Genomic DNA, 22738 nt, shown 5'->3' with positions numbered 1-22738 from the left:
TATGGGTTGGTGGTTAAAAAGAAAGGGTGGATGATGAATGCTTCTTGAGAGATTGACACAGGCATTTGGCGTAAGTGGTTTTGAGAGTGAGGTTGCAAAAATTGTTATTGAGGAAATAACCGGGTATGTTGATGAAATTATTACTGATTCGTTGGGAAATGTCATTGCACTAAAAAGAGGAAGCGGGGAACATAAGAAAAACATTATGGTGTCGGCCCATATGGATGAGATTGGATTCTCGGCTCTTAAAATCACCGAAGACGGTTTTGTGAAGGTCAAAAAAATGGGAGGTGTCTCAGCATTTACCTCCTACATGAACAGGGTTGTATTTAAAAATGGTATCGGCGGCATTATCAGCTGTACCGAAAAGATTGAAAAAATAGATGCGGCAGATATCGGGAAACTTTATGTGGATATTGGTGCTTCCTCCAAACAGGAGGCTCAGGAGCTTGTGGAAATAGGTGAACCTGCCTGCTACGATTCGGCCTACAGGGAATTGTGCAACGGCTGTGTTACGGCAAAAGCACTGGATGACCGCATCGGCTGCTACATAATGATTGAGGTTATCAAGAAAATCTCTGAAGTATACAATGATGTTTATTTTGTCTTTTCCGTCCAGGAGGAGGTCGGTCTTGTGGGCGCTACGGTGGCTTCCGAAAGGATAACCCCTGATATCGGCATTGCTTTGGACATCACGGGTGCCTTTGACACACCGGACAACAAAGAGGGGAATACCGTGCTTGGCGGCGGTGCGGCAATAAAGGTACTGGACAACTCTGTCATATGTGATCCGGCTCTTGTGGGGGAAATGGTTCTGTGTGCAAAAGACGGCAATATTCCTTATCAGAGAGATGTATTGACAGGCGGAGGCACAGATGCGGGTGCGATCAACAAATCCAACATGGGAGTGAGAGCCTGCGGTATTTCCATTCCTACCAGATACGGCCACAGCCCCCACGGGATTGTGAGCATGAGGGATGTTGATGCCTGCATAGCTTTGCTCGGTGTCTTTATCAACAGGCCGTTTAAATTTTCGGATACCATAAGAAATTATTGATTACATCCTTAAAAGGGGTAACCCTTTGGAAATACATAATTTAAAGGAGATGTTACAATGAAAAAGAGGTTATTAGCAACAATTATTACTCTCTCAATTGTGCTTTCCGTCGTATTGGCGGGATGCGGACAGAATTCAGCATCATCAGGCAGCGGCAATACCATCAACCTTGCATTTACAGGTGATCCGGAGTCCTTTGATTCCTCAAAGGTAGCGGAAAGTGCGGCAAACACGGTCATCCAGGAAACACAGGAAGGCCTTGTAAGGCTGGGCGACAAAAAGATTGAACCGGCAGGTGCAACAAAATGGGAAGTTTCCAGTGATGGCCTTACATGGACTTTTCACCTGAGAGACTACACTTATTCCGATGGGGTCAAAGTTAAAGCACAGGATTTTGTGTATGCTGTCAGAAGAATGTTTGATCCGGCCACCGCTTGCCCCAGTGCAGGAATATTTTATTGTATCAAAGGCGGCGAGGACTTTTTGAATGGCAAGGGTTCGGTAGAGGATATCGGGGTAAAGGCAACCGACGATAACACACTCGAAATTACCTTGAAAACGCCAACTCCTTATTTTGAACAGCTTGCTAATTTTGTGAGCATTCTGCCCCTAAGACAGGATGTTATTGAAAAAGCAGGTGTAACCTATGGTACCGATCCGAAAGCTATGGTTTTCAGCGGCCCCTTTGTAGTGGACAGCTGGATAAGAGGCTCGAAAATTATTCTCAAGAAAAATGAAAAGTACTGGGATGCGGCAAATGTAAAGCTCAATGAGGCCGTTATCAGCATTGTACCCGAACAGGCAACTCAAGAGCAGCTTTTTGACAGTAAAGGTCTTGATATAATTCAGGACGTTAAAGCGGAATATGTGGACAAGCTTAAGACAAAAATCGATGCAGGTGATATTACAAGCCTGGTGGGATATTACCCAAGCTGCAGCTATGTAGCTTTTAACAACAAGGATAAAGATAAGATTTTCACAAATGCTAAAATAAGGAAGGCCTTTTCTCTTGCAATCGACAGGGAAGCCTATTCACAAAATGTTATAAAGAAGGATGTTCCTGCATATGGTTTCCTGCCGTTTGGACTGAACAACGGTGAGAAGATATACAGAGAGGCTGTTGAAGAACCGTTGAAGTCCATGTCAGGTGAGGATCCCAAAAAGCTTTTTGAGGAAGGTGTGGCAGAATTGGGACTTAACACTTCTACTCCTATTACAGTTACCTTCCTTCAAAGAACAGCTGCCTCCAACAACAAAACTATTTCAGAATATTTGCAGGATCAATGGCAGAAAAAACTGGGAGTTATTGTTAAAATAGATACCGCTGCCGATGGTGCAACCTTCAACAAGTCCATTCAAAAGGGTGAATACCAGGTGGCCGTTACCGGCTGGGGCGGAGATTATAACGATCCCATGACCTTTATGGAGCTGTTCCTTACAGGCTCCCCAAACAATTCCGCCTTCTTTGACAATGAAAGATACAATGAACTTGTCAATGCAGGAGCTGTTGACAGTAATGCCGACAAGAGACTGGACATGTTCAGGGAAGCTGAAAAAATTCTGGTTGCCGACAATGCCGGCATAGCGCCACTGACCTACAATGTTAAGACAACCTATATGCAGAGCTATGTCAAGGGAATTCTTGTCCAGGCCGGCGGACCCGCATGGGAGCTAAAGAATGCTTACATAGAAAAGAAATAATCCAAGAATATCATCATAAGCTTGCTGTGGCAGGTGAAAAATCCTGCCGCAGCGGCTTTTCTTATGAGGAGGATCTTATATGGGCCGATATATTTTAAAAAGGCTTGGGTATTTGCTTGTAACTATGTGGATAATTATTACGGCCACTTTTTTTCTTATGAATACTCTTCCGGGCGATCCTGTACAAACCGGTACAAAACTGCTCCCGGAGGCTGTGGCACAGAATCTCCGCGTTAAATGGGGATTTGATAAACCTGTTACCCACAGATACGTAATTTACTTGAATAATTTGCTGCATGGCGACTTTGGAGAGTCTATGAAAACTCCCGGGCTTACCGCAAACGCAATTATCAGGGATAAATTTCCCGCTTCGGCCAGACTCGGGCTCCAGGCCATTACATTCGGGCTGCTCGTCGGCTTGATCCTTGGTATTATTGCAGCTTTCAAAAGAAATACCTGGATTGATTATACCGTTATATTTATTGCCATTGCGGGCATTTCCATTCCGAGCTTTGTTCTTGCGGCGCTTCTGCAAAAAGTTATCGGCGGAAGTCTCCTGCCTATCATCGGCTGGCCGTCCACAAATGTATGGCTGTCAGGTTTTGAATACACGATTCTTCCCACCCTGGCGGCTTCTTTCGGGAGTATTGCCACATATTCCAGGTTTATGCGCACGTCTGTCCTGGAAGTGTTGAATAATGATTACATACTTACAGCCAAAGCCAAAGGGCTTTCAAAACGGGAAATAGTGCAAAAGCACGTTCTCAGGAACAGTCTGATACCTATCATTACAATATTCGCACCTCAGATGGCGGGTATTGTCACAGGTTCATTTGTTATTGAGAGAATATTCTGCATACCGGGATTGGGAATGTATTATGTAGAGAGCATCAATGGGAGGGACTTCCCAATGATAATGGCTACCACCATATTTTTCTCATTCTTCTTCATTATCTCCATTGTATTGATGGATATACTGTATGGAATTATTGATCCAAGAGTAAGAGTGAGCGGTGAAAAGAGATAGGGGGCTGCATAAATGATTAAAGAGTATGAGCAGGAGCTGTTTGAAGTGGTAGGGTATGACAAAGAAGTTGCGGATGCCATTGTCAGGCCCAACATTACTTACTGGAAGGACGCGTGGAGGCGGTTAAGGAAGAATAAGGTAGCTATTTTTTCCATGGTGACGCTGCTTGTAATAGGGCTGTCATGCATACTGATACCGATTCTCTCCAGGGTTGATTATACAGGACAGAATGTGGCTATGACACATTTGAAGCCGGGCAGTCAGCACTGGTTTGGAACCGATGAGCTTGGAAGGGATGTTTTTGTGAGATTGTGGATGGGAGGCAGGGTATCCATCCTTATAGGCCTCTTAGGTGCGGTGGTATCGTTGGTTTTTGGCACGCTCTATGGCGGCATAAGCGGTTATTTCGGGGGACTAATCGACGATATCATGATGCGGATTGTAGAAGTTATCGTGGGTATTCCCTATATGATAGTTGTCATACTGGTATCCATTTCTCTTGGAAAAGGCTTGCCGTCCCTAATCATAGCACTTTGCATCACAAGCTGGACCGGTCTTGCCAGATTAGTAAGGGGACAGGTACTGCAATTAAAGGAAAATGAATATGTGCTTGCCTCAAAAGCACTGGGAGCCAGTCCCATGAGAATAATATTAAAGCATCTGCTTCCGAATACAATGAGCGTTATTATTGTCAATACCACTTTTCAGATCCCGGGTTTTATGTTTGCCGAAGCCTTTCTAAGCTTCATAGGTTTGGGTGTACAGCCGCCATACACCAGCTGGGGGGCTATGGCTGCGCTGGGACAGCAGCAGATGTCTTATTATCCGCATGAACTGCTGTTTCCTGCTGTGGCAATCAGTTTGACCATGTTAACGTTTAATCTGCTGGGTGACGGCCTGCGCGATGCGCTTGATCCCAAGCTGCGACAGTAAGGGGGACGCTATGACAAAATTGATGGAAGTAAAAAATCTCAGAGTTTCATTTCATACATATGCAGGGGAAGTACAGGCAGTAAGGGACGTCTCCTTTTCCATAGACAGTGGTGAAGCAGTGGCCATCGTAGGTGAATCGGGCTGCGGAAAAACCGTCACGTCAAAAAGCATAATGGGCCTTATTCCCACACCGCCGGGTGATATTAAAGAAAACAGCAGTATTCTTTACAAGGGGAAGGATATTTTAAAATTTTCGGATAAGGAATGGCAAAAATTCAGAGGTGCAGAAGCAGGCATGATCTTTCAGGACCCCATGACTTCACTCAATCCTACAACCAAAGTCGGAAAACAAATTATGGAAAATCTGATGGTCCACAGGCATATGAGCAGATCGGAGGCTTTAAATGAGGCAGTGCGAATGCTTGAAGTTGTTAATATCCCAAATTCCAGGGAGAGAGTAAATGAATATCCCCATCAATTTTCAGGGGGCATGAGGCAGAGAATCATGATTGCCATAGCATTGGCCTGCAATCCCAGACTTTTGATTGCCGATGAGCCCACAACTGCCCTGGATGTGACAATACAGGCTCAGATACTTGAGCTTTTAAAGGATATACAGAAACAGTTTGATACCGCTGTCATGCTTATTACTCATGACCTGGGAGTTGTTGCCGGCATGGCAAGGAACATTATAGTAATGTACGCAGGCCAGATAATAGAAAAAGGAACGGTTGACGAAGTGTTTAAAAATGCACGGCATCCTTATACAAATTCACTGTTGAATGCCGTTCCGGGCCTTAACCTGAAAAGCAAGGTCCAACTGGCTTCCATATACGGGACACCTCCTGATTTGCTGGCGCCTCCGGCAGGCTGTGCTTTTGCCGGCAGATGTAAATTTTGTATGAAAATATGCCGGGAACAGATGCCTGGGGTAACTAAAATCAGCAGTACACATGAGGCCTCCTGCTGGCTTCAGCACAGTCAGGCCCCGAAAATAAATATAGCAGAAGGGATAAGAGGTGAGCAGGATGGCTGAAAACATGAATCTGCCGGCAGACAACACAGCAAAGGGGCAAGGGCAGCCAGGCAAGGACAGGCTGGTTGAAGTGAAGCATTTAAAGAAATATTTCAATGTCAGGAGCGGTGTTTTAAAAGCCGTGGATGATGTGTCCTTTGATATTTGCAGAGGTGAAACTCTGGGGCTTGTGGGAGAATCAGGATGCGGCAAAACCACCTGCGGAAGGACTTTGCTGGGAATTTATGAAGCCACGGGCGGAGATGTTTTTTTTGAGGGAAACAATACTTCGACGATGAACAAGCAGTTGAAAAAGGACTTTAAAAGGAATGCACAAATTATTTTTCAGGACCCGTATGCTTCCCTGAATCCCAGAATGACTGTGTCGGACATCATAGCCGAGGGTATGGATATACATGGTTTATATATGCATAAGGAAAGACAGGAACGGATATATGAAATGCTGAATCTTGTCAGCCTTAACAAAGAGCATGCGGGAAGATTTCCTCATGAATTTTCGGGAGGGCAGCGGCAAAGAATAGGCATTGCAAGGGCTCTGGCCATAAATCCCAAATTTATTGTCTGTGATGAGCCTATCTCAGCGCTGGATGTTTCCATACAGGCACAAATAGTCAATTTGCTGATCAAGCTGCAGGGAGAGCTTAATCTGACCTACCTGTTTATTGCCCATGATCTGTCCATGGTAAAGCATATTTCTGACAGAGTAGGCGTAATGTACCTTGGATGTCTTATAGAACTTGCAACCAGCGCCGAGTTGTATAAAAATCCGTTGCATCCGTACACTCAGGCCCTTTTATCGGCAATACCGATTCCTGATCCTGAGGCCGAGAAAAATAAACAGCGGGTGGTGCTGGAGGGAGATATACCAAGTCCCATCAATCCGGAACCGGGCTGCAGATTCAGGAGCCGGTGCCGTTATGCAAAAGCTGTATGCAGTGAAAAAAGGCCCGAATTAAAAGAGGTCGGACCCGGGCATTTTGTTTCCTGTCACCTATATTGACTGGTGTTGTGATAAAGTTATCAGAATTTACAACAGGACTTCCAAAATGAGCTGGATAAGCATACCGAAGATGCAGATGAAAAGGCTGATCCACATAACTACAAAACCCAGATTGAAACTGTAAAAATGCTTTTTCCATTGCTCTTCATGATGCAAAGGCCTGGTACCGTCCCGTTTGATAAAAAAAGCAGCACTTATTAAAAAGCCAAAACAACCGATATAATATAGACTATTTTTTATAAACACAAATATATTGGCATCGCCGTTATTATAGAAAATGAGATAAATCAAAGTAAAAAATACCGCAGCTCCGGAGGCAATATAAAAGGCAATTTTAATACATTTGATTAAGTCATGAATGAGGCTTGATTTCATATGAAACACCCTTTGGCTTTTATTGTGACTTTAATTATACTGTGCAGCACTGAAAGTTACAATAGGTAACACTTTTTATTTTCATATGTACAATGACGTAATGTTATGGAGGTATTATGTTTTTTGAGCAGGAAAGAATAGAGGGATTTTTAAAGGAATTAAAGAATTGCATTTATCATAAAATTGAGCCTGTACATAAAGTACTCATTAAAAAGGGCGATTTTAAATGTGCGTCACAAGCCGAAGCCGACGGACAGGAATGGACGGAATTCAAAAGTGGTGACAGCTGGGGGGGCAAGGATCAGCGGTACTGGTTCAAGCTTCTGTTCACCATTCCGGAAAGTCTTAATAACTGCAATGTGGTTTTTAGAATAAAGACAGGACGTGAAGGGGAATGGGATGCAGTCAACCCTCAATTTCTGGTCTATCTGGACGGGGTATTGAAGCAGGGCCTGGATGTGAATCATACTGAAATTCTCATTGACCAAAACGCAAAAGCGGGGGAAGGTCACCGTGTAGATATGCATGCCTACGCAGGAATGAGCGATGTGAAAGCAGTGCTGCAAGCGAGCATTGCAGCACTTGACAGGGCAACGGAACAGCTCTATTATGATTTGGCCGTTCCCTTTGAAGTTGCCGGTTTTCTTGAAAAGGAGGACAAGAGACGGGTCGACACATTGAGTATACTGAACCAGGCCTTGAACCTGCTGGATTTTAGAAGACCTCATTCGGAGCAATACAATGAGTCGGTTGAAAGAGCCATAGCCTTTTTAAAAACTGAATTTTACGGAAAAAGCTGCGGGCATGAAGCTGTATATGCCAGTTGTGTGGGTCATACCCACATAGATGTGGCATGGCTGTGGACCTTGCAACAAACCAGGGAGAAGGTGGTCAGAAGCTTCACCACTGCCCTGAGCCTGATGAAGGACTATCCCGACTATTCTTTTATGGCAAGCCAGCCTCAACTGCTCCAGTTTCTCAAGGAAGAACGTCCGGAAGTATACATGGAGATAAAAGAGCGGGTAAAAGAGGGTAGATGGGAGATAGATGGCGCCATGTGGCTCGAAGCCGACTGCAACCTTGTCTCGGGTGAATCTCTTATCCGTCAGATATTATATGGCAAGCGCTTTATAAGAGAGGAGTTCGGTGTGGATTCCAGGACCTTGTGGCTGCCGGATGTTTTTGGTTACAGTGCCGCATTGCCTCAGATATTGAAAAAGTCCGGCATCAGGTATTTTGTTACCTCCAAGATAAGCTGGAACGAATATAACAAGATGCCGTACGATACCTTTATGTGGGAAGGCATTGACGGTTCCGAGGTTTTAACATATTTTCTTACGGCCGCCGAGTACGACAAGGTTTTGTCAGGAAATCACAGAACCATTTATGAAGCTAAAATAAACCCATCCCAGATTATGGGAGCCTGGATAAGGTATCAGCAGAAAAACATCAATGATGATGTGCTTGTACCTTACGGATACGGTGATGGCGGCGGCGGGCCAACCAGGGATGACCTGGAGTATTCCTCCAGAATGCAAAAGGGACTTCCCGGGTGTCCGGTTGTCAAAATGGAAACAGTGGGAAATTATCTGGAAGGCCTGGAGAAAAAAGTTGCGGGCAACCCAAAACTGCCCAGGTGGGTAGGGGAACTTTATCTTGAATACCACCGGGGAACATACACCTCAATGGCCAGAAACAAATACTACAACCGGAAAAGTGAATTCCTGATGCTGGATATAGAACGTTTCAGCGTGCTTGCAAGCCAGGTGGAGCCCTCTGCGGCATATCCGTCCGAGGAGATAGAAGACTGCTGGAAGACTGTTCTGCTCAATCAGTTTCATGATATCATCCCGGGCTCCTCCATCAAGGAAGTTTATGAGGAGTCACAGGAACAATATGAAGCGCTGCTGACAGAAGGTCACCGGCTGCTGGATAAATCCATGAAGCACATAACAGCTAAGATTAATTTGGAGGATAGGGCCGTCATAGCTTTTAATCCTCTGGGTTTTGACAGGGATGATATCCTTAAATTTGATTTGCCCTATGAAAAGGACAGTATTTCTCTTGTGGACGCCGAAGGCAAGGTTTATCCGGTTCAGAGAACGGAGGAAGGGAGCCTTATTGCCTTCGTAGAGGGGGTGCCGTCAAACGGTTATAAGACTTTTTACATCAGCCGTAAGGCGGAGCAGCAGCCTTTTGAGCTATATGCAGCACAGGAGAAGGCAGGAAACAGATTTTTCGAAATAAGGTTGGATGACAGCGCAAATATCGTTTCCATATTTGATAAAATTGAACGCAGGGAAGTACTTAAACCGGGAACCAGGGGCAATGTGCTCCAGGCTTTTGAGGATAAACCCCTTAGATATGACGCCTGGGATATCAATATATATTACCAGGAAAAAATGTGGGAAATCAATGAAGTTGATGAAATCAGAGTAATAGAAGAAGGTCCCGTAAGAGCGGCAATAAGGATTAAAAAGAAATTCATGGATTCGACTCTCATACAGTATTTGTACTTATATAATGATATACCCCGGATTGATTTCGTGAATGAAATCGACTGGAAGGAGAAACAGATACTGTTAAAAGCCGGATTCCCCGTTGATGTCCGCACCGATAAGGCGACCTACGATATTCAGTTTGGAAGCGTCGAGCGTCCTACCAACTGGAACACCAGCTGGGATATAGGCAGATTTGAGGTATGTGCCCATAAATGGGCCGACTTGTCGGAGGACGGTTATGGTGTCAGCCTGCTCAATGACTGCAAGTATGGCTACGATATCAAGGACGGTGTTATGAGGCTCAGCCTTTTGAAATCACCCATCTGGCCCAATCCGGATGCCGACAGAGAGCTCCATCGCTTTGTCTATTCACTCTATCCGCATACGGGAGACTGGAAGGACGCAAATACCATGCACATGGCCTACAGGCTGAACTGTCCGATGCATGCCGTACAGGAAGGTGCTCATGAAGGAACACTTCCATCCAATATGAGCACAGTGTCGGTCAACAGGAAAAATATAATAATCGATACTGTGAAAAAATCTGAGAATGGGCAGGAACTGATCGTAAGGCTGTATGAATGTCATAACAGAAGGACTGCTGCCAGCCTGAGCTTTTTCAAGACCATTGGATATGCCTGCGAAACCGATCTTGAGGAAAAGGAAATAGGAGTAATTGAGACCGGGGATAACACGCTGTTCTTTGAAATATACCCCCATGAGATCAAAACCTTCAAGATCGGGCTGATTTAGCGGTAATCATTTTTGCCGGTAATGGGAAATTAAGAATATTAATTAAAACCTGAAGGGACTGTTGCACAATGAATAAATTTTATTCATCAGGGCAGCAGTTCTTTTTTTATCCAACTTTTGAGGATCGGACAGCATTATTAAAAAAGTTATAAATATCTTAAAATAGTTATAGACTTTATCCCGGTAAAAATCTCTTAAGTTATACAGATTAAAATTGATAACAGTTTCTTAAAGTAGTTTCTGTATCTCATCTGATTTATTAACTATACTCAACTTATAAGAGGTGATAATAGAAGTACCCATCTCCAAAGGTGACGGGTACTTCATACAATAACAACCGCGAAGGGGGAGCCGGGATGAAAAAGAAAGTTTCTTTAAATGATGTTGAACCTGCACATCTTGAAGGAAGGGATCTCAGATGGATCATAACAGACAGAACCGTTGGGGCGGATCAGATGAGTATTGCCATAATGCATTGCTTTCCTGAGGCTATAGTCAAACCGCTGCATGCTCACAGAAACATTGAGGAAGTTATCTACATTGTTGAAGGGCAGGGACAAGCCTGGATTGACGGGGAAATTGTGGATTTTGTAAAAGGGGATGCGGTTTTCTTTCCTGCCAATTCAAGGCATCAGGTAAGGAATACGGGAAAGGAAATGCTGGTGACAGCCTCGGTCTTCTCAGCTAAAACTTCTTCCGACGACTATATATTATATAACGAAAGTATGTTTTAGCAGTTATCAAATAAGGGGAGGTCAGTGTGAAAATGAAGGAATCCAAAGTGCATGTATGGGATAAGATAGAGATTGAATTACAGGCAAAAAACGATTATACAAATCCATATTGTGAGGTGGAAGTATGGGTATTGCTTGAGGGACCTGATTTCAGCAAAAAGGTTTATGGCTTCTGGGACGGGGGAAAGATCTTCAAAGTAAGGATTGCTCCCATGAAAGCAGGCAAATGGAGCTGGTGCTCCGGCTCAAATACCGATGATCAGGGGCTGAACGGAAATAAGGGCAGTATAGCGGCCGTGGAGTGGAACGAGGAAGAGAAACGGGCCAATCCGTGCAGGAGAGGAATGATCATTGCGGCTGAAAACGGACGGGGCTTCCAGTATTACGATAAAACTCCGTATTTTATGCTGGGGGATACCTGGTGGTCAGCGCCTACCTACCGCTATCCCTGGCATGAAGATGCTGTTGAACGCCCGGCAGGGCCGGACATGGGTTTCAAGGATATGGTACTTTACCGCAGGAGACAGGGCTACAACTGTATTGCCATGTTGGCGGGCCATCCCACCTGGACCAATGACGGGCTGCCTCCAAAAATCAAAATGAAGGATGCATTTGAAACAAGTATACGCGCCGCGTGGATGGACATGGATTCAGGAAGTGCAAAGGATATGCACAATGAAGGCGGCAGGCCCTTCCTGTTCCCGGGAACGGTTAAAGGCTATGAAAATGTTGTGCCGGATTTTGATAAAATCAATCCCGAATACTTTAAATATCTGGACAGGAAGATTGATTATCTGAATGAACAGGGCTTTACAGTGTTTCTGGAAGTGATCCGCAGGGATGTGAGCCAGGTCTGGAAGCGTTACTGCGGATGGCCCGACTCCTATGTAAGGTACATACAATACATATTTGCCAGATACCAGGCAAACAACTGCCTGTACAGTCCAATCCATTTTGACTATATTGGAAACACGATTCTCCCCAGGGAATATAATGAGCCTGCCAACATGGTGGTTGACAAGTATGGCCATCCGCCGTTCGGGACACTGCTGGGCACCAATTCAGCTCCCTCGACCCTTTGCAATTTCGGAGGCCCGGAGGAGAACCGCTGGCTGACCTTCCATCAGATCGGAAACTGGAGGGAGCATGACCACTATTGGTATTTGACCGAAATATTCCATTCGGAGCCGGCCAGACCTGCCATCAACGGGGAGCCGTATTATCCGGGATTTCCCGATGACAATCCCGCCACAGGAAGTGCCGAGGCTGAGTTAAACTGCCGTTCGGGAATGTACGGAAGTTTTCTGTCCGGAGGTTTTGGGGGATATATATATGGGATTGAAGGCATGTGGGGAAGTGATATTGAAAAAAATGCAAAGTATAAGATGTGGGAAGTCCTGGAATACCGTTCAGGTGCTCTTGTATACAACCTGAAGAGATTTGTTGACCGTGCGGGTGCCAGATATGTGGAGCTGATACCGGATTCCGAACTGATAACCCCTAACAAGTCGGGCAGGGCTGACGGCTACAAAGGCTGGGCATACTGCGCAGCCACTGCAAAAAGGGATATGCTGCTGCTCTATTTTGAGCAGGAATGCCTGCAGGGGACGGTCCGGGGGCTGAAACCCAATGCGCCATACTGTATTGAGTGGTTTAATCCCGTCACAGGTGAATGGAAAGCCGACAGAAGGGTAACCGGTACTATCTGTGCAGACAACATGGGCCGTATAATTCTGCCTGAGTTTCCGGGGGAAGGTGACTGGGGACTGTACCTGGAAGAATTATAAGGAGGCAAACATATGTCGCTATCATTAACGAGAATAGAGGAATTGTCAGGGTTATGCAAAAAGTTCAGAAGGCAGCTCATAGATATTTTATATTCCGTTCAGACGGGGCATCCCGGCGGTTCCCTGTCCTGTACCGAAATACTTGCACTGCTGTTCTTTGAAAAGATGAATATCGATCCGGCCCATACAAATATGGAGGGTCGGGACCGTCTGATTTTGTCCAAAGGACATGCCGCGCCCATGCTTTACATCAATATGGCTCACAGAGGATATTTCAAGCTTGAAGATTTAGACACATTAAGGCAAACAGGCAGCCATTTGCAGGGGCACCCCTGTTATCATAAGACCCCTGGAATAGAGCTTTCTACCGGCTCTCTAGGCCTTGGACTCTCCGCCGGAGTGGGCATGGCATTGAGCGACAGGCTGAATAGGCGGAACAGCCATGTTTATGTGCTGCTGGGCGACGGTGAGATCCAGGAAGGCATTATATGGGAAGCTGCCATGAGTGCCGGCAAATATAAGGTGGATAACCTGATTGCCATTCTTGACAATAACGGGGTTCAACTGGACGGAACAATACGGGACATAATGCCTCTTGGTGATGTGCAGGCCAAATGGTCCTCCTTCGGCTGGAATGTGATCACTGCTGACGGACATGATATTGCGGCTTTATCGGATGCCTTTGACCTGGCGGTGCGGCACAGGGGAAGCCCTACCATTATTATAGCCGGCACCGTAAAAGGTAAAGGAATATCATTTATGGAGGGTAAAAATCAATGGCATGGGAAGCCTGTCACTCAAAAGGAATACCGGATGGCAGTGGAGGAATTGAGCGTGCAGTAAAGAATTTTGAGCTGATTGAAAGCAGCGGAATGGAGTTTTCAGATGGCAGAAAAAATTGCTATGAGGGATGCATACGGTAATGCACTTGTAAAAATGGGAGGAATCCAGGAAAATATTGTTGTACTTGAGGCCGATGTGGGCAATTCTACCAAAAGTATATTATTTGGAGGCAAGTACCCAGATAGATATTTCAATGTAGGAATTTCGGAGATCAATATGGTGGCTATGGCATCCGGCTTTGCTGTCAGCGGCTTTAATACATTTGTAAATACCTTTTCGGTTTTTATGACCACAAGAGGCCTGGATCCCATAAACAGCCTGATTGCATATGATTCCTTAAATGTTAAACTGATTGGAAATTATGCGGGCCTGTCGGATTCATATGACGGCGCAAGCCATCAGGCAATTTTTGACATAGCCTGTATGCGTTCCCTGCCCAATATGACAATTATTTCTCCCTGTGATCAGGTCGAGACCGAAAAGGCGGTATTTGCCTGCGGTAAATACAAGGGTCCCGTTTATATGCGCCTGAGCAGGAATGCAAATCCAATTGTTTATGATGACAGCTATGAGTTTGAGCTTGGCAAGGGGGTTGTTATTAAAGAGGGGTCGGATATGACAATCATAGCTACCGGGTATATGGTGCAAAAATCCCTGGCGGCAGCCCGCATGCTTGAGGAGAAGGGCATTTGTGCAAAAGTTGTAAATATCCATACCATAAAGCCCCTTGATGAGGAATTGATTATCAACTGTGCAAAACAGACGGGTATAGTGCTGACAGTGGAGGAACACAGTGTGTATGGAGGATTGGGAAGTGCTGTTTCAGAAGTGCTCTCCCGGAATTATCCGGTACCGGTACATAGCATGGGCTTGACCGGCTATGCCGAATCAGGCGGCTACGAGCAGCTGTTGACCAAATATTCACTGGACGAAAATGCAATTTATCAAAAGGTACAAAAAATAATGAAACAGAATAAAAGCTACAAGCTTATATAATTAAAAAATCAATTACTTTTAAGGTTTCTAAGATCCGGAGGGGAGTTAATATGCCGGATCCTGGAAATCTTTTTGTAATGTAGACAGCTTTGGATTTGTGGTATAATAAACCCACAAATCACTTGAATTCATGCACCATTGAAAGGATACTCTATTATCTGGAGGTTTCAAGCGTGTTAAATCCCTATACTTTAAAAAACAAGCTCATATTATATTTCAGTATTGTGTTTATTCTGGTATCACTTTGCATTAGTTTCTATTATTCCAATTATACAAAAAACCTGCTTGAAAAAAATATTATAGACAATACCCGGAATAATCTGACATACATACTCAGCAATATAGACAGACAAATACAGCAGTGCCAGGACCTGTCCGACTGGCTGTACCTTAACAGGAATCTGGACAAGCTACTAATAAGGGATTATAGCGATTCCAACTATAATTTTGACTATGACATATCTGCAGCGTACAAGGAAATCAACGGCAGGATTACAAATTCATCCATAGGAAGATATGTGGTTTCGGTCATAATTGAAGGAAAGAACGAGGTTGATTTAAAGCTATACTCCGAAGCGGATTTCATTGATATAAACAAAATGAAGGCTGCAGACTGGTTTCAAAAGGGAAAGGACTCTGAAGTCTTTGTTTGTGCCGGAATAGAAGAAAATCTTGCAAAAGAGAGATATAATAATTTTTTTATACCCTTTGTCAGAAAAGTCATATTCTCCGACTCCAGGAAGACCATTGGCTGGCAGGTTATAGGCATTTCGCCGGATTTGATCCGGTACAGCATAAAAGATTTCGAAGTTCCTGACAATGACCTGCTCCTGATAATGGACGGGCAGAACAAATGTCTTTATTCCAGTGACAATAAACTGCTGGGGCAGGACCTGTCCGGATCCATATCAATACCTGAACAAAATGACAAAAATTTTTATTCTGAAGTTTTTGGAAAAAAGGTTCTTGTTGTTTATCATAAGTCGGCATACTCCAATTACCAGATTGTACAGCTTGTCGATTACTCCTTTATTGAAGAACAGCGCACGAATGCCACAAAAATTGCCTTCCTTATACTGGGGATAACCATAACCGTTTGCTGTTTGTTTACAATATTTCTGTCAAGCAATTTAACCAAGCCTCTGAGAAGGATAATGCACCGTATGGATTGCATCTCAAAAGGTAATTTTCATGTGGAGCCCGAGCTGGAGGGAAATGATGAAATAGGTGAGCTGGGAAAGGGGATAAACCAGCTTGCAACAAATATAAATCAACTGCTTATAAAGGTGAAAAATGATGAAAATGCCAAAAAGGAGTTGGAGTTCAAAGTACTTCAGAGCCAGATAAATCCGCATTTTGTTTACAATGCCCTCAATTCAATCAAAGTTATGGCAATGATACAAAAAGCCGATGGAATATATGAAACCGCCACTGCGCTGGGGGCATTGCTCAAGGAGACTTCCAAGGGAGCCATGAACCATATCACCCTGGAGGAGGAAATAAGTCTTCTGGATCAGTATTTAACCATTCAAAAGATAAGGAAAAAAGGCTTGATTCAGGTTAACTATTCCATTGACAGTGAGCTGTTATCCTGTAAAATACCTAAATTTACTTTGCAGCCTATAATTGAGAACTCAATTGTACATGGGTTTGAAGGGAAAAAAGGTCTGGGTATGCTGGAAATCAGTGCGGGACTTGTTGATGAAAGTGACATTCTTATCGAAATCCGTGACAATGGAGTGGGAATTCCACAGGATAGGTTGGAAACAATACTGCAAAAGGACAAAGCCCGCGGGGAGAGATATAACAGTGTGGGTTTGGTGAATATAAACGAAAGAATAAAATTGACCTACGGAGAGAAGTACGGTCTGTCATTTGAAAGCAAATACCTGGAATATAGTATCGTCAGAATATTGATTCCCAGGGAGTAAAAATCCTGCATTAGTTTTAAAACTTTACATAAATAGGGAACAGGGCAGGAAAAGCTTTAAAAGGGGGATTATCATGTTAAAAGTATTGTTGGTGGAAGATGAAACTCTTGTGAAAGTGGGGATAAACTCCTTGGTCAATTGGAGGGATATGGGTTTTAAAGTGGTTGCCGAAGGGAGCAATGGCGAACACGGCCTGTCACTTATTAAGGAATACCAGCCCGATCTGGTAATTACAGATATCGTTATGCCCAAAATGAACGGGATAGATATGATGAGAAAGGCAAAGGAATACAATCCGGATATCACTTTTATAATATTGAGCAGTTACAATGAGTTTGATCTTGTAAAGCAGGCAATGAAGTATGGAGCATGGGATTACATTTTAAAGCTGAATATAAGTGAAGAGTCCATGAAGGAAATGCTTATAAATGTAAAGGAAAAAATAATATCCAGCAATAAGAAGATAAATGACGAAACCATGCCCATTGTTTACGATACTCAGAGTACCTCCATCATGCGCCAGGAATTTTTAAAAAGTATACTTGAAAACAATTTTGACGACCGGAAATACATTGATGCCAAGCTTCCTTCCATGAAGCTGGAACTGAATGAGGCCATGATGAAGGTGGGGCTGGTCAATACAAATCTCTATCTGACCGAAAGCAAATATAACGATAAGGATTTAAAGCTTTTGGATTTTATGATTATTGAAATATTAAATGAAATCGGCAACGAATTTTTCAACTGCTATTTTTTGAAATTGTCCTTTGGTGCTTATGTTATGGTATTTTCACCCGAAGTGCCTGCCAAATCCCACGAGACTGACCGGCAAATAAAAATAATGGGGAATACAATGCTGGAGATGCTGAAAAAGTACATTAATATCGATGCGGCTATAAGCATCAGCGATACCTATGACAGTTATTTAAGCCTGCCCCAGGCTTTAGCCCAGGCAAAAGAGGCAATGGACATACTGTTTTACAAAGGCTACGGCAGTATTATTTTCTTCGACGATGTGTCAGAAAAGAATAGTGGCTATGGCAGCAAACAGATCAACCTGAAGGAAAGCCTGCCAAAAGCTATTGAAATTTGCGATTTGACGCTTATAAACAATATTTTCGATTCGATTGTTTATAATATTCAAAGCGCAAATATGTCTAAACATGAAATTTATGAATTGTGCAACCAGACCTTCTGTTTGTGTGATATACACCTGGGTGAGGAGTGGCAGATAGACAGCAAGGCACAGATTGAAGACAAACCTGCCGTTGAAACAGTATACAAACTGCAAACACTCCGGGAGATCCTGGAATTCATTGAAAACTACAGGAATAGAATGAATAATTTCCTGGGCAGAAAGCATGACGATGAAAAGCATAATCTGGTTTGGGGAGCCAAAAAATACATCATCAATAATTGTATGGGTACTCCCAAACTAAAGGAGGTAGCCGATAGCCTGAATATCAGTGCAGGTTATTTAAGCAGTATATTTACCAAATATACCGGAATGTGTTTTACAGATTATGTTAACAAAGTAAAAATAGATGAAGCTAAAAAGATGCTGAAAGACGGCCAGCGTAAGATTTATGAAATATCTTACCTGCTGGGCTACGAAAATGCCTGTTATTTCAGCAAAATATTTAAAAAAATTACCGGGTGCTCACCAACCGAATTCATTAAAAATACCGTGAGTGATAATTTGTATAATTAGCCGTTTAACGGTATCTCAGATATAAAATAAATATCCGTATAAAAATCGTTAAGAAAATCTTAAAATAATTCATGCTGATAAAGGGTGGAAGAGGTATGGCGGGAGTAAAAACTGAAACATCATAAAATAGTTAATAAATTATGAACAGAGTCCATTTTAGTGATTCTGTTTTTTTCTTATAATTTAACTATGGAAAGCAAGTCAAAAGCAGGTAAACTCAGTTGTTGCCAGCATCTGAAAATTTCTGAAAAAGAGGTGAATAAATAATGGTAAGGTTTATTGGAGAAGGCACCGGCCGTGTAATAGTATTGAATCTAAAAAGAGGAGAACTGCTGCTGGAAAGTGTAGAGCAGGAACTTGCTGCTGCCGGTGTTAAAAACGCAATAATTACCGGAGCCATAGGCTCCCTGAAAAAAGCGGTTTTCCACCGGGTCACCGGGATGGAAAGAGAACCGGTCGACGAGTTCGTAACAGTTGAGAAACCCCTGGAACTCGCATCACTGCAAGGTGTGGTTGTTGACGGCCATCCGCATTTCCACATGGTTATATCGGATCTGGAGAAAACATACACAGGGCATCTGGAGCATGGCACAGAGGTACTGTACCTGGTTGAAATAACTTTGCTGGAGGTTTCGGGACTGGACCTTCACAGAGTAAAAGACCGGGATAATATAGCAATTCTTACTCAAAAGTAAGCTGTATTTGGTCCCTTATGGGTTTGAATATTAAATTTTTCAGGAGGAGAAATATGATTAGCCAAAAAATTAAAAAAGTATTAGCTATTGCTATGGTCACTGCAATGCTGTCGGCAACTTTTTCCGGTTGTGGTACAAGCAAGGATGACAGTGCGGTTTCCAGCGGGTCAGCATCGGGGGCGGCTTCCAACTCTGCCGCCGGCAACGATGAACCGGTTGATATCAGATTGATGACATCCTGGACTGCCGGCTCGGTTGCATACGAGTCAATCGAAGCACTTTTGGAGACCTATAAAAAGGAAAAGCCCAACGTAAAAATTACCCATGATGCCTTGCCAAGTGCCGATCTCAGGACAAAACTGACGGTTGAGATGGCAGCAGGCACTCCGGCTGATGTTTCCTGGTGTATCCTGAGCTATGCCCGTGAATTTATAAAGGATGACAAAATAATCGACTGGGCTCCGGTGTACAATGATCCAAAACATCCGGAATTTAAGCAGTGGTTCAGTGAAGTATCCCTGAATTTTGCCACTACCGATGACGGCAAAATAATGATGGCGCCGCAGGAAGGCTCCATTGACGGTCTTTACTACAATACTGAAATGTTTACTAAATATGGCTGGAATCCGCCTCAGACCTTCGACGAGTTCCTTGCACTCATACCTAAAATAAAAGAAAAGGGAATTTCTCCTCTGGTCACAGGAGGTAAGGACGGCAGATTTGCCTGGCTGGCGTCGGCATTGCTGGCACGGTCTGCAGGTCTGGATAACTTCAATGCCCTTACTTTGGGGGATGCAATGACAGGCTGGAAGGATCCGAAATATGGATTTACAGATGCAATGAATAAATTCAAGCAAATGATCGATGCCGGTGCATATCCCAAGGGGGTACTTGGAATGAGCGCAACCGAAGCAGATCAGATGTTTGCAAGAGGTGAGGCCGCCATGTACTACGAAGGGGCCTGGAAACCCGGTAATTTCGCAACCGCAGGCGGAGATGAATTTGTAAATAAGATTGCCCGTGTCGACTTCCCGGTATTTACCGACTGTCCTAACGGTGATACAAAAGTCAATGTAGGCGGTAACATAATCGGTTTCTTTGTGGCAAATGATTTGCCTGATGCCAAAAGGGAGGCATGTATCAACCTTGTAAAAAATATAGTCAGTCCTGAATTCAACGTACCCATTATGGAAAAGGGAGGATTTGTTTACGCAGGAAATGCCGATTACGATAAAACAAAAGTATCCCCGGTTATGAATCAGCTTATAGAAGCATACAGAGGTGCCACATCCTACATACCTTCCATGGATGCAATTGCACCGCCTGCAGTCGACCTTGCCATCAAGCAGACAGCAATGCCCGGAATGATCACGGGAGAATTTGATGTGCAAAGAGCCATTGCGGAAGTTCAAAAAGCGGCTGAAGACTACGCAAGAGGAAAATAGAGCATATGTGGTTATACAGGCATATCCGGTGGGACGGATATGCCGTAAAACCGGAGAATCAACGTATGAGGGGGGAAAAAATGAGGATTTTTAACCGGTTATCCAAGAACAAAAGCAATGAAGAGTCGCTGGAACCTAACCCTCAATTGGAAGTGGGCAATAAAGCGACGAAAAGACTGATTTACGCATTTATGACTATTTGTGCTCTCGTCATTTTACTTCCTTTGGTGTGGTTGTTTTTCTCTTCAATGAAAACACAGGCAGATCTTACGGTAAATACATGGGGGCCGCCGAAGGAGTGGGTATTTTCAAACTACGCCAAGGCATGGAAGGGCTCTAAAATTGATACATATATGTTGAACAGTATTTATGTAACCTTTTTAACAATAATAATTACAATAGTTACGACTACACCTATTTCTTTTGTTCTCGCCAGGTATAATTTCAAAGCAAAAAAAATCATATACTATACAATTATTGCGGGAATGATGATTCCCATTCACTCAGCTATTATTCCGCTTTATATGATGGTGGGAAAGTGGGAGATGTACAATAATTTAAGTGTTTTAGGTTTAATCTACGGGGCATTTCGTATATCAATTTCCATATTTATATTAGAAAGCTTTATGAGTTCCATACCGAAGGAACTGGAGGAATGTGCATTTATAGACGGCTGTTCGGTCTGGAAGCTGTTTATGAAAATAATCGTACCTCTTTCCAAGGACGGTATTGTAACAATAGCGGTACTGTCAGTTCTGGCCTGCTGGAATGAGCTTCTTGTGTCCATGCTGATGCTGAACAAGCCGGAGCTTAAAACATTGCCCATTGGTCTGATTGGTTTTATTACGGAATTCAACTCGGAATATACTCAATTGGCTGCAGGTATTATGATGGCTATAATCCCAAGTATTCTATTCTATATATTTGCACAGGAAAATATCGAAAAGGGAATGATTGCAGGGGCTGTAAAGGGATAGATAATGCAGATTGGCAGTGGAGGTCTATATGAATATAACTAAAAAAAACATTTGGGTAATTTTGGCATTTTTAGTACCGGGTTCATTGATTTATATATATCTGGTCCTGTATCCTATCGGACAATCGGTGGTTCTCAGTACATTTAAGTGGGATACGTTGGCATCCAGCAGATTTGTGGGTCTGGATAATTACAGGTCGGTATTTGCATCACAGCTATTTTGGAAGTCAATGGGGAATTCACTGGTATTTATGGTATCAACTACATTACTGCAGGTTATTTTCGGATTCACATTGGGGTACATGGTCTACCTCCAGATGAGAGGCTATCGCTTCTACAAGGTGGTATTTTTTGTACCGACAGTTTTACCCTCAGTAGCAGTAGGGTTTATATGGAATTATATTTACAGTCCGGGAATGGGTTTGTTAAAACCCTTTATGGCGGCAATAGGACAGGCTGAAAATTATATACCGCCCCTGTCCAGTCCGGCTCTGGCGTTAATTGCGGTAATAATAGCTCAGACGTGGAATTCATGCGGTGTTCAGGTTATTTTGTTCAACTCGGGCTTTATGAACATGCCCCATGAGGTAATAGAAAGTGCCACAATTGATGGGGCAAGCGGAATAAAAATGATTTACCACATGGTGATACCCCTGTCCTGGGATATCATAAAAATGGTAATAATCCTTCAGACAGTGGGTGCATTACGTTCCTTTGATCTGGTTTATGTAATGACAGGCGGAGGTCCCAATCATTCCACCGAACTGCTGCCGCTCCACCTTTTCGTAAATTCATTCCAGAACTTTAATATCGGTTATGGAAATGTCATAGCCATTATAATTTTTGTCATGGCAATGCTGCTCACAATGGGCATGAAAAAAATAATGTACAAGGAAAGCATTTATTAAAATAAAAAATTATAAAACTAAAAATTGAGAGGGGATTTTTATTATGACAAGAACTGAACTGATCAACGAATTAAGAAAGTACAGATGTGCGGATTTATCCGATGCCATGGATGCCCTGGGAATGGTGAATGTCGGTTCAATGAACCCAAACATGAAACCTTTAAGGCCCGGGATGGAATTTAAAGGTTTTGCCTATACGGTAAAACTGCTTCCTAAACAGACTCCCAATAAGCAGTGTAAAACAGTTGCGGAGTACAAGGAAGAATTGACCAGGGAATGTGAAAACATATACTCCTTCGTAAACGATATCACACCCGAAAATGCAAAGG

At 43.4% G+C, this 22738-nt stretch carries 18 protein-coding genes; all 18 read left to right on the top strand.

Translation table 11 applies throughout. From position 1 onward, the window contains the following. The first annotated feature begins 37 nt into the window (after positions 1 to 37). A complete protein-coding gene (locus tag CTER_RS09560) occupies positions 38 to 1057 on the top strand; it encodes a M42 family metallopeptidase (protein ID WP_004625364.1) in 1020 nt (339 codons plus the stop codon). A 57-nt stretch (positions 1058 to 1114) separates the two neighbouring features. Then, on the top strand, positions 1115 to 2758 hold the full coding sequence (locus CTER_RS09555) for a peptide ABC transporter substrate-binding protein (protein ID WP_004625360.1): 1644 nt from the start codon (positions 1115 to 1117) through the stop codon (positions 2756 to 2758). A 79-nt stretch (positions 2759 to 2837) separates the two neighbouring features. Next, positions 2838 to 3785 carry an ABC transporter permease gene (locus CTER_RS09550; protein WP_004625300.1) on the top strand — a complete coding sequence of 316 codons (948 nt, stop codon included), beginning with the start codon at positions 2838 to 2840 and terminating at the stop codon, positions 3783 to 3785. A gap of 15 nt (positions 3786 to 3800) precedes the next feature. Beyond that, positions 3801 to 4718 (top strand): ABC transporter permease, encoded by a 918-nt coding sequence (locus tag CTER_RS09545; protein ID WP_027629736.1) that lies wholly within the window; start codon positions 3801 to 3803, stop codon positions 4716 to 4718. A 10-nt stretch (positions 4719 to 4728) separates the two neighbouring features. Next, positions 4729 to 5754: an ABC transporter ATP-binding protein gene (locus tag CTER_RS09540; RefSeq protein ID WP_004625276.1), complete on the top strand. Its 1026-nt coding sequence runs from the start codon at positions 4729 to 4731 to the stop codon at positions 5752 to 5754. Between the two features lie 4 nt (positions 5755 to 5758). Further along, on the top strand, positions 5759 to 6754 hold the full coding sequence (locus CTER_RS09535) for an ABC transporter ATP-binding protein (protein ID WP_051066563.1): 996 nt from the start codon (positions 5759 to 5761) through the stop codon (positions 6752 to 6754). A gap of 491 nt (positions 6755 to 7245) precedes the next feature. Then, positions 7246 to 10383 carry an alpha-mannosidase gene (locus CTER_RS09525; protein WP_004625384.1) on the top strand — a complete coding sequence of 1046 codons (3138 nt, stop codon included), beginning with the start codon at positions 7246 to 7248 and terminating at the stop codon, positions 10381 to 10383. A gap of 356 nt (positions 10384 to 10739) precedes the next feature. Then, positions 10740 to 11117, top strand: coding sequence for a cupin domain-containing protein (locus CTER_RS26905; protein ID WP_004625284.1), 378 nt, complete (start codon positions 10740 to 10742; stop codon positions 11115 to 11117). Between the two features lie 32 nt (positions 11118 to 11149). Next, on the top strand, positions 11150 to 12904 hold the full coding sequence (locus tag CTER_RS09515) for a DUF5060 domain-containing protein (RefSeq protein ID WP_004625257.1): 1755 nt from the start codon (positions 11150 to 11152) through the stop codon (positions 12902 to 12904). Positions 12905 to 12916: 12 nt separating this feature from the next. Further along, on the top strand, positions 12917 to 13747 hold the full coding sequence (locus CTER_RS09510) for a transketolase (RefSeq protein WP_004625267.1): 831 nt from the start codon (positions 12917 to 12919) through the stop codon (positions 13745 to 13747). Positions 13748 to 13789: 42 nt separating this feature from the next. Beyond that, positions 13790 to 14743, top strand: a complete 954-nt coding sequence (locus CTER_RS09505; RefSeq protein WP_004625340.1) for a transketolase family protein — start codon at positions 13790 to 13792, stop codon at positions 14741 to 14743. A gap of 173 nt (positions 14744 to 14916) precedes the next feature. Beyond that, the gene (locus tag CTER_RS26900; protein WP_004625370.1) at positions 14917 to 16674 is read left to right on the top strand and encodes a cache domain-containing sensor histidine kinase; all 1758 of its coding nucleotides are present in this window, start codon (positions 14917 to 14919) and stop codon (positions 16672 to 16674) included. A gap of 73 nt (positions 16675 to 16747) precedes the next feature. Further along, positions 16748 to 18385, top strand: a complete 1638-nt coding sequence (locus CTER_RS09495) for a response regulator (RefSeq protein ID WP_004625304.1) — start codon at positions 16748 to 16750, stop codon at positions 18383 to 18385. Positions 18386 to 18651: 266 nt separating this feature from the next. Further along, complete coding sequence (locus CTER_RS09490; protein ID WP_004625361.1) at positions 18652 to 19080, top strand: PPC domain-containing DNA-binding protein; 429 nt, start codon at positions 18652 to 18654, stop codon at positions 19078 to 19080. 53 nt (positions 19081 to 19133) lie between these two features. Continuing rightward, complete coding sequence (locus tag CTER_RS09485) at positions 19134 to 20525, top strand: ABC transporter substrate-binding protein (RefSeq protein ID WP_004625296.1); 1392 nt, start codon at positions 19134 to 19136, stop codon at positions 20523 to 20525. A gap of 80 nt (positions 20526 to 20605) precedes the next feature. After that, on the top strand, positions 20606 to 21502 hold the full coding sequence (locus CTER_RS09480; protein ID WP_004625239.1) for a carbohydrate ABC transporter permease: 897 nt from the start codon (positions 20606 to 20608) through the stop codon (positions 21500 to 21502). Positions 21503 to 21530: 28 nt separating this feature from the next. Next, on the top strand, positions 21531 to 22409 hold the full coding sequence (locus CTER_RS09475; RefSeq protein ID WP_004625322.1) for a carbohydrate ABC transporter permease: 879 nt from the start codon (positions 21531 to 21533) through the stop codon (positions 22407 to 22409). Between the two features lie 43 nt (positions 22410 to 22452). Beyond that, a partial coding sequence (locus CTER_RS09470) for an RraA family protein (RefSeq protein WP_004625292.1) occupies positions 22453 to 22738 on the top strand: 286 nt, incomplete at its 3' end.

The organism is Ruminiclostridium cellobioparum subsp. termitidis CT1112, from assembly GCF_000350485.1.
Lineage (GTDB): Bacteria > Bacillota > Clostridia > Acetivibrionales > DSM-1351 > Ruminiclostridium > Ruminiclostridium termitidis.
The sequence above is the reverse complement of the archived record's forward strand: the minus strand, read 5'-3'. Positions and strand labels throughout refer to the sequence as shown.

Excerpts from the sequence above, each read along its gene's own strand:
- CTER_RS09535 (WP_051066563.1), top strand. The coding sequence starts at position 5,759 with ATGAATCTGCCGGCAGACAACACAGCAAAGGGGCAAGGGCAGCCAGGC.
- CTER_RS09475 (WP_004625322.1), top strand. The coding sequence starts at position 21,531 with ATGAATATAACTAAAAAAAACATTTGGGTAATTTTGGCATTTTTAGTA.
- CTER_RS09525 (WP_004625384.1), top strand. The coding sequence starts at position 7,246 with ATGTTTTTTGAGCAGGAAAGAATAGAGGGATTTTTAAAGGAATTAAAG.
- CTER_RS09540 (WP_004625276.1), top strand. The coding sequence starts at position 4,729 with ATGACAAAATTGATGGAAGTAAAAAATCTCAGAGTTTCATTTCATACA.
- CTER_RS09495 (WP_004625304.1), top strand. The coding sequence starts at position 16,748 with ATGTTAAAAGTATTGTTGGTGGAAGATGAAACTCTTGTGAAAGTGGGG.
- CTER_RS09560 (WP_004625364.1), top strand. The coding sequence starts at position 38 with ATGCTTCTTGAGAGATTGACACAGGCATTTGGCGTAAGTGGTTTTGAG.
- CTER_RS09485 (WP_004625296.1), top strand. The coding sequence starts at position 19,134 with ATGATTAGCCAAAAAATTAAAAAAGTATTAGCTATTGCTATGGTCACT.
- CTER_RS09555 (WP_004625360.1), top strand. The coding sequence starts at position 1,115 with ATGAAAAAGAGGTTATTAGCAACAATTATTACTCTCTCAATTGTGCTT.
- CTER_RS09515 (WP_004625257.1), top strand. The coding sequence starts at position 11,150 with ATGAAGGAATCCAAAGTGCATGTATGGGATAAGATAGAGATTGAATTA.
- CTER_RS09480 (WP_004625239.1), top strand. The coding sequence starts at position 20,606 with ATGAGGATTTTTAACCGGTTATCCAAGAACAAAAGCAATGAAGAGTCG.
- CTER_RS09510 (WP_004625267.1), top strand. The coding sequence starts at position 12,917 with ATGTCGCTATCATTAACGAGAATAGAGGAATTGTCAGGGTTATGCAAA.
- CTER_RS09490 (WP_004625361.1), top strand. The coding sequence starts at position 18,652 with ATGGTAAGGTTTATTGGAGAAGGCACCGGCCGTGTAATAGTATTGAAT.
- CTER_RS09550 (WP_004625300.1), top strand. The coding sequence starts at position 2,838 with ATGGGCCGATATATTTTAAAAAGGCTTGGGTATTTGCTTGTAACTATG.
- CTER_RS26905 (WP_004625284.1), top strand. The coding sequence starts at position 10,740 with ATGAAAAAGAAAGTTTCTTTAAATGATGTTGAACCTGCACATCTTGAA.
- CTER_RS09505 (WP_004625340.1), top strand. The coding sequence starts at position 13,790 with ATGGCAGAAAAAATTGCTATGAGGGATGCATACGGTAATGCACTTGTA.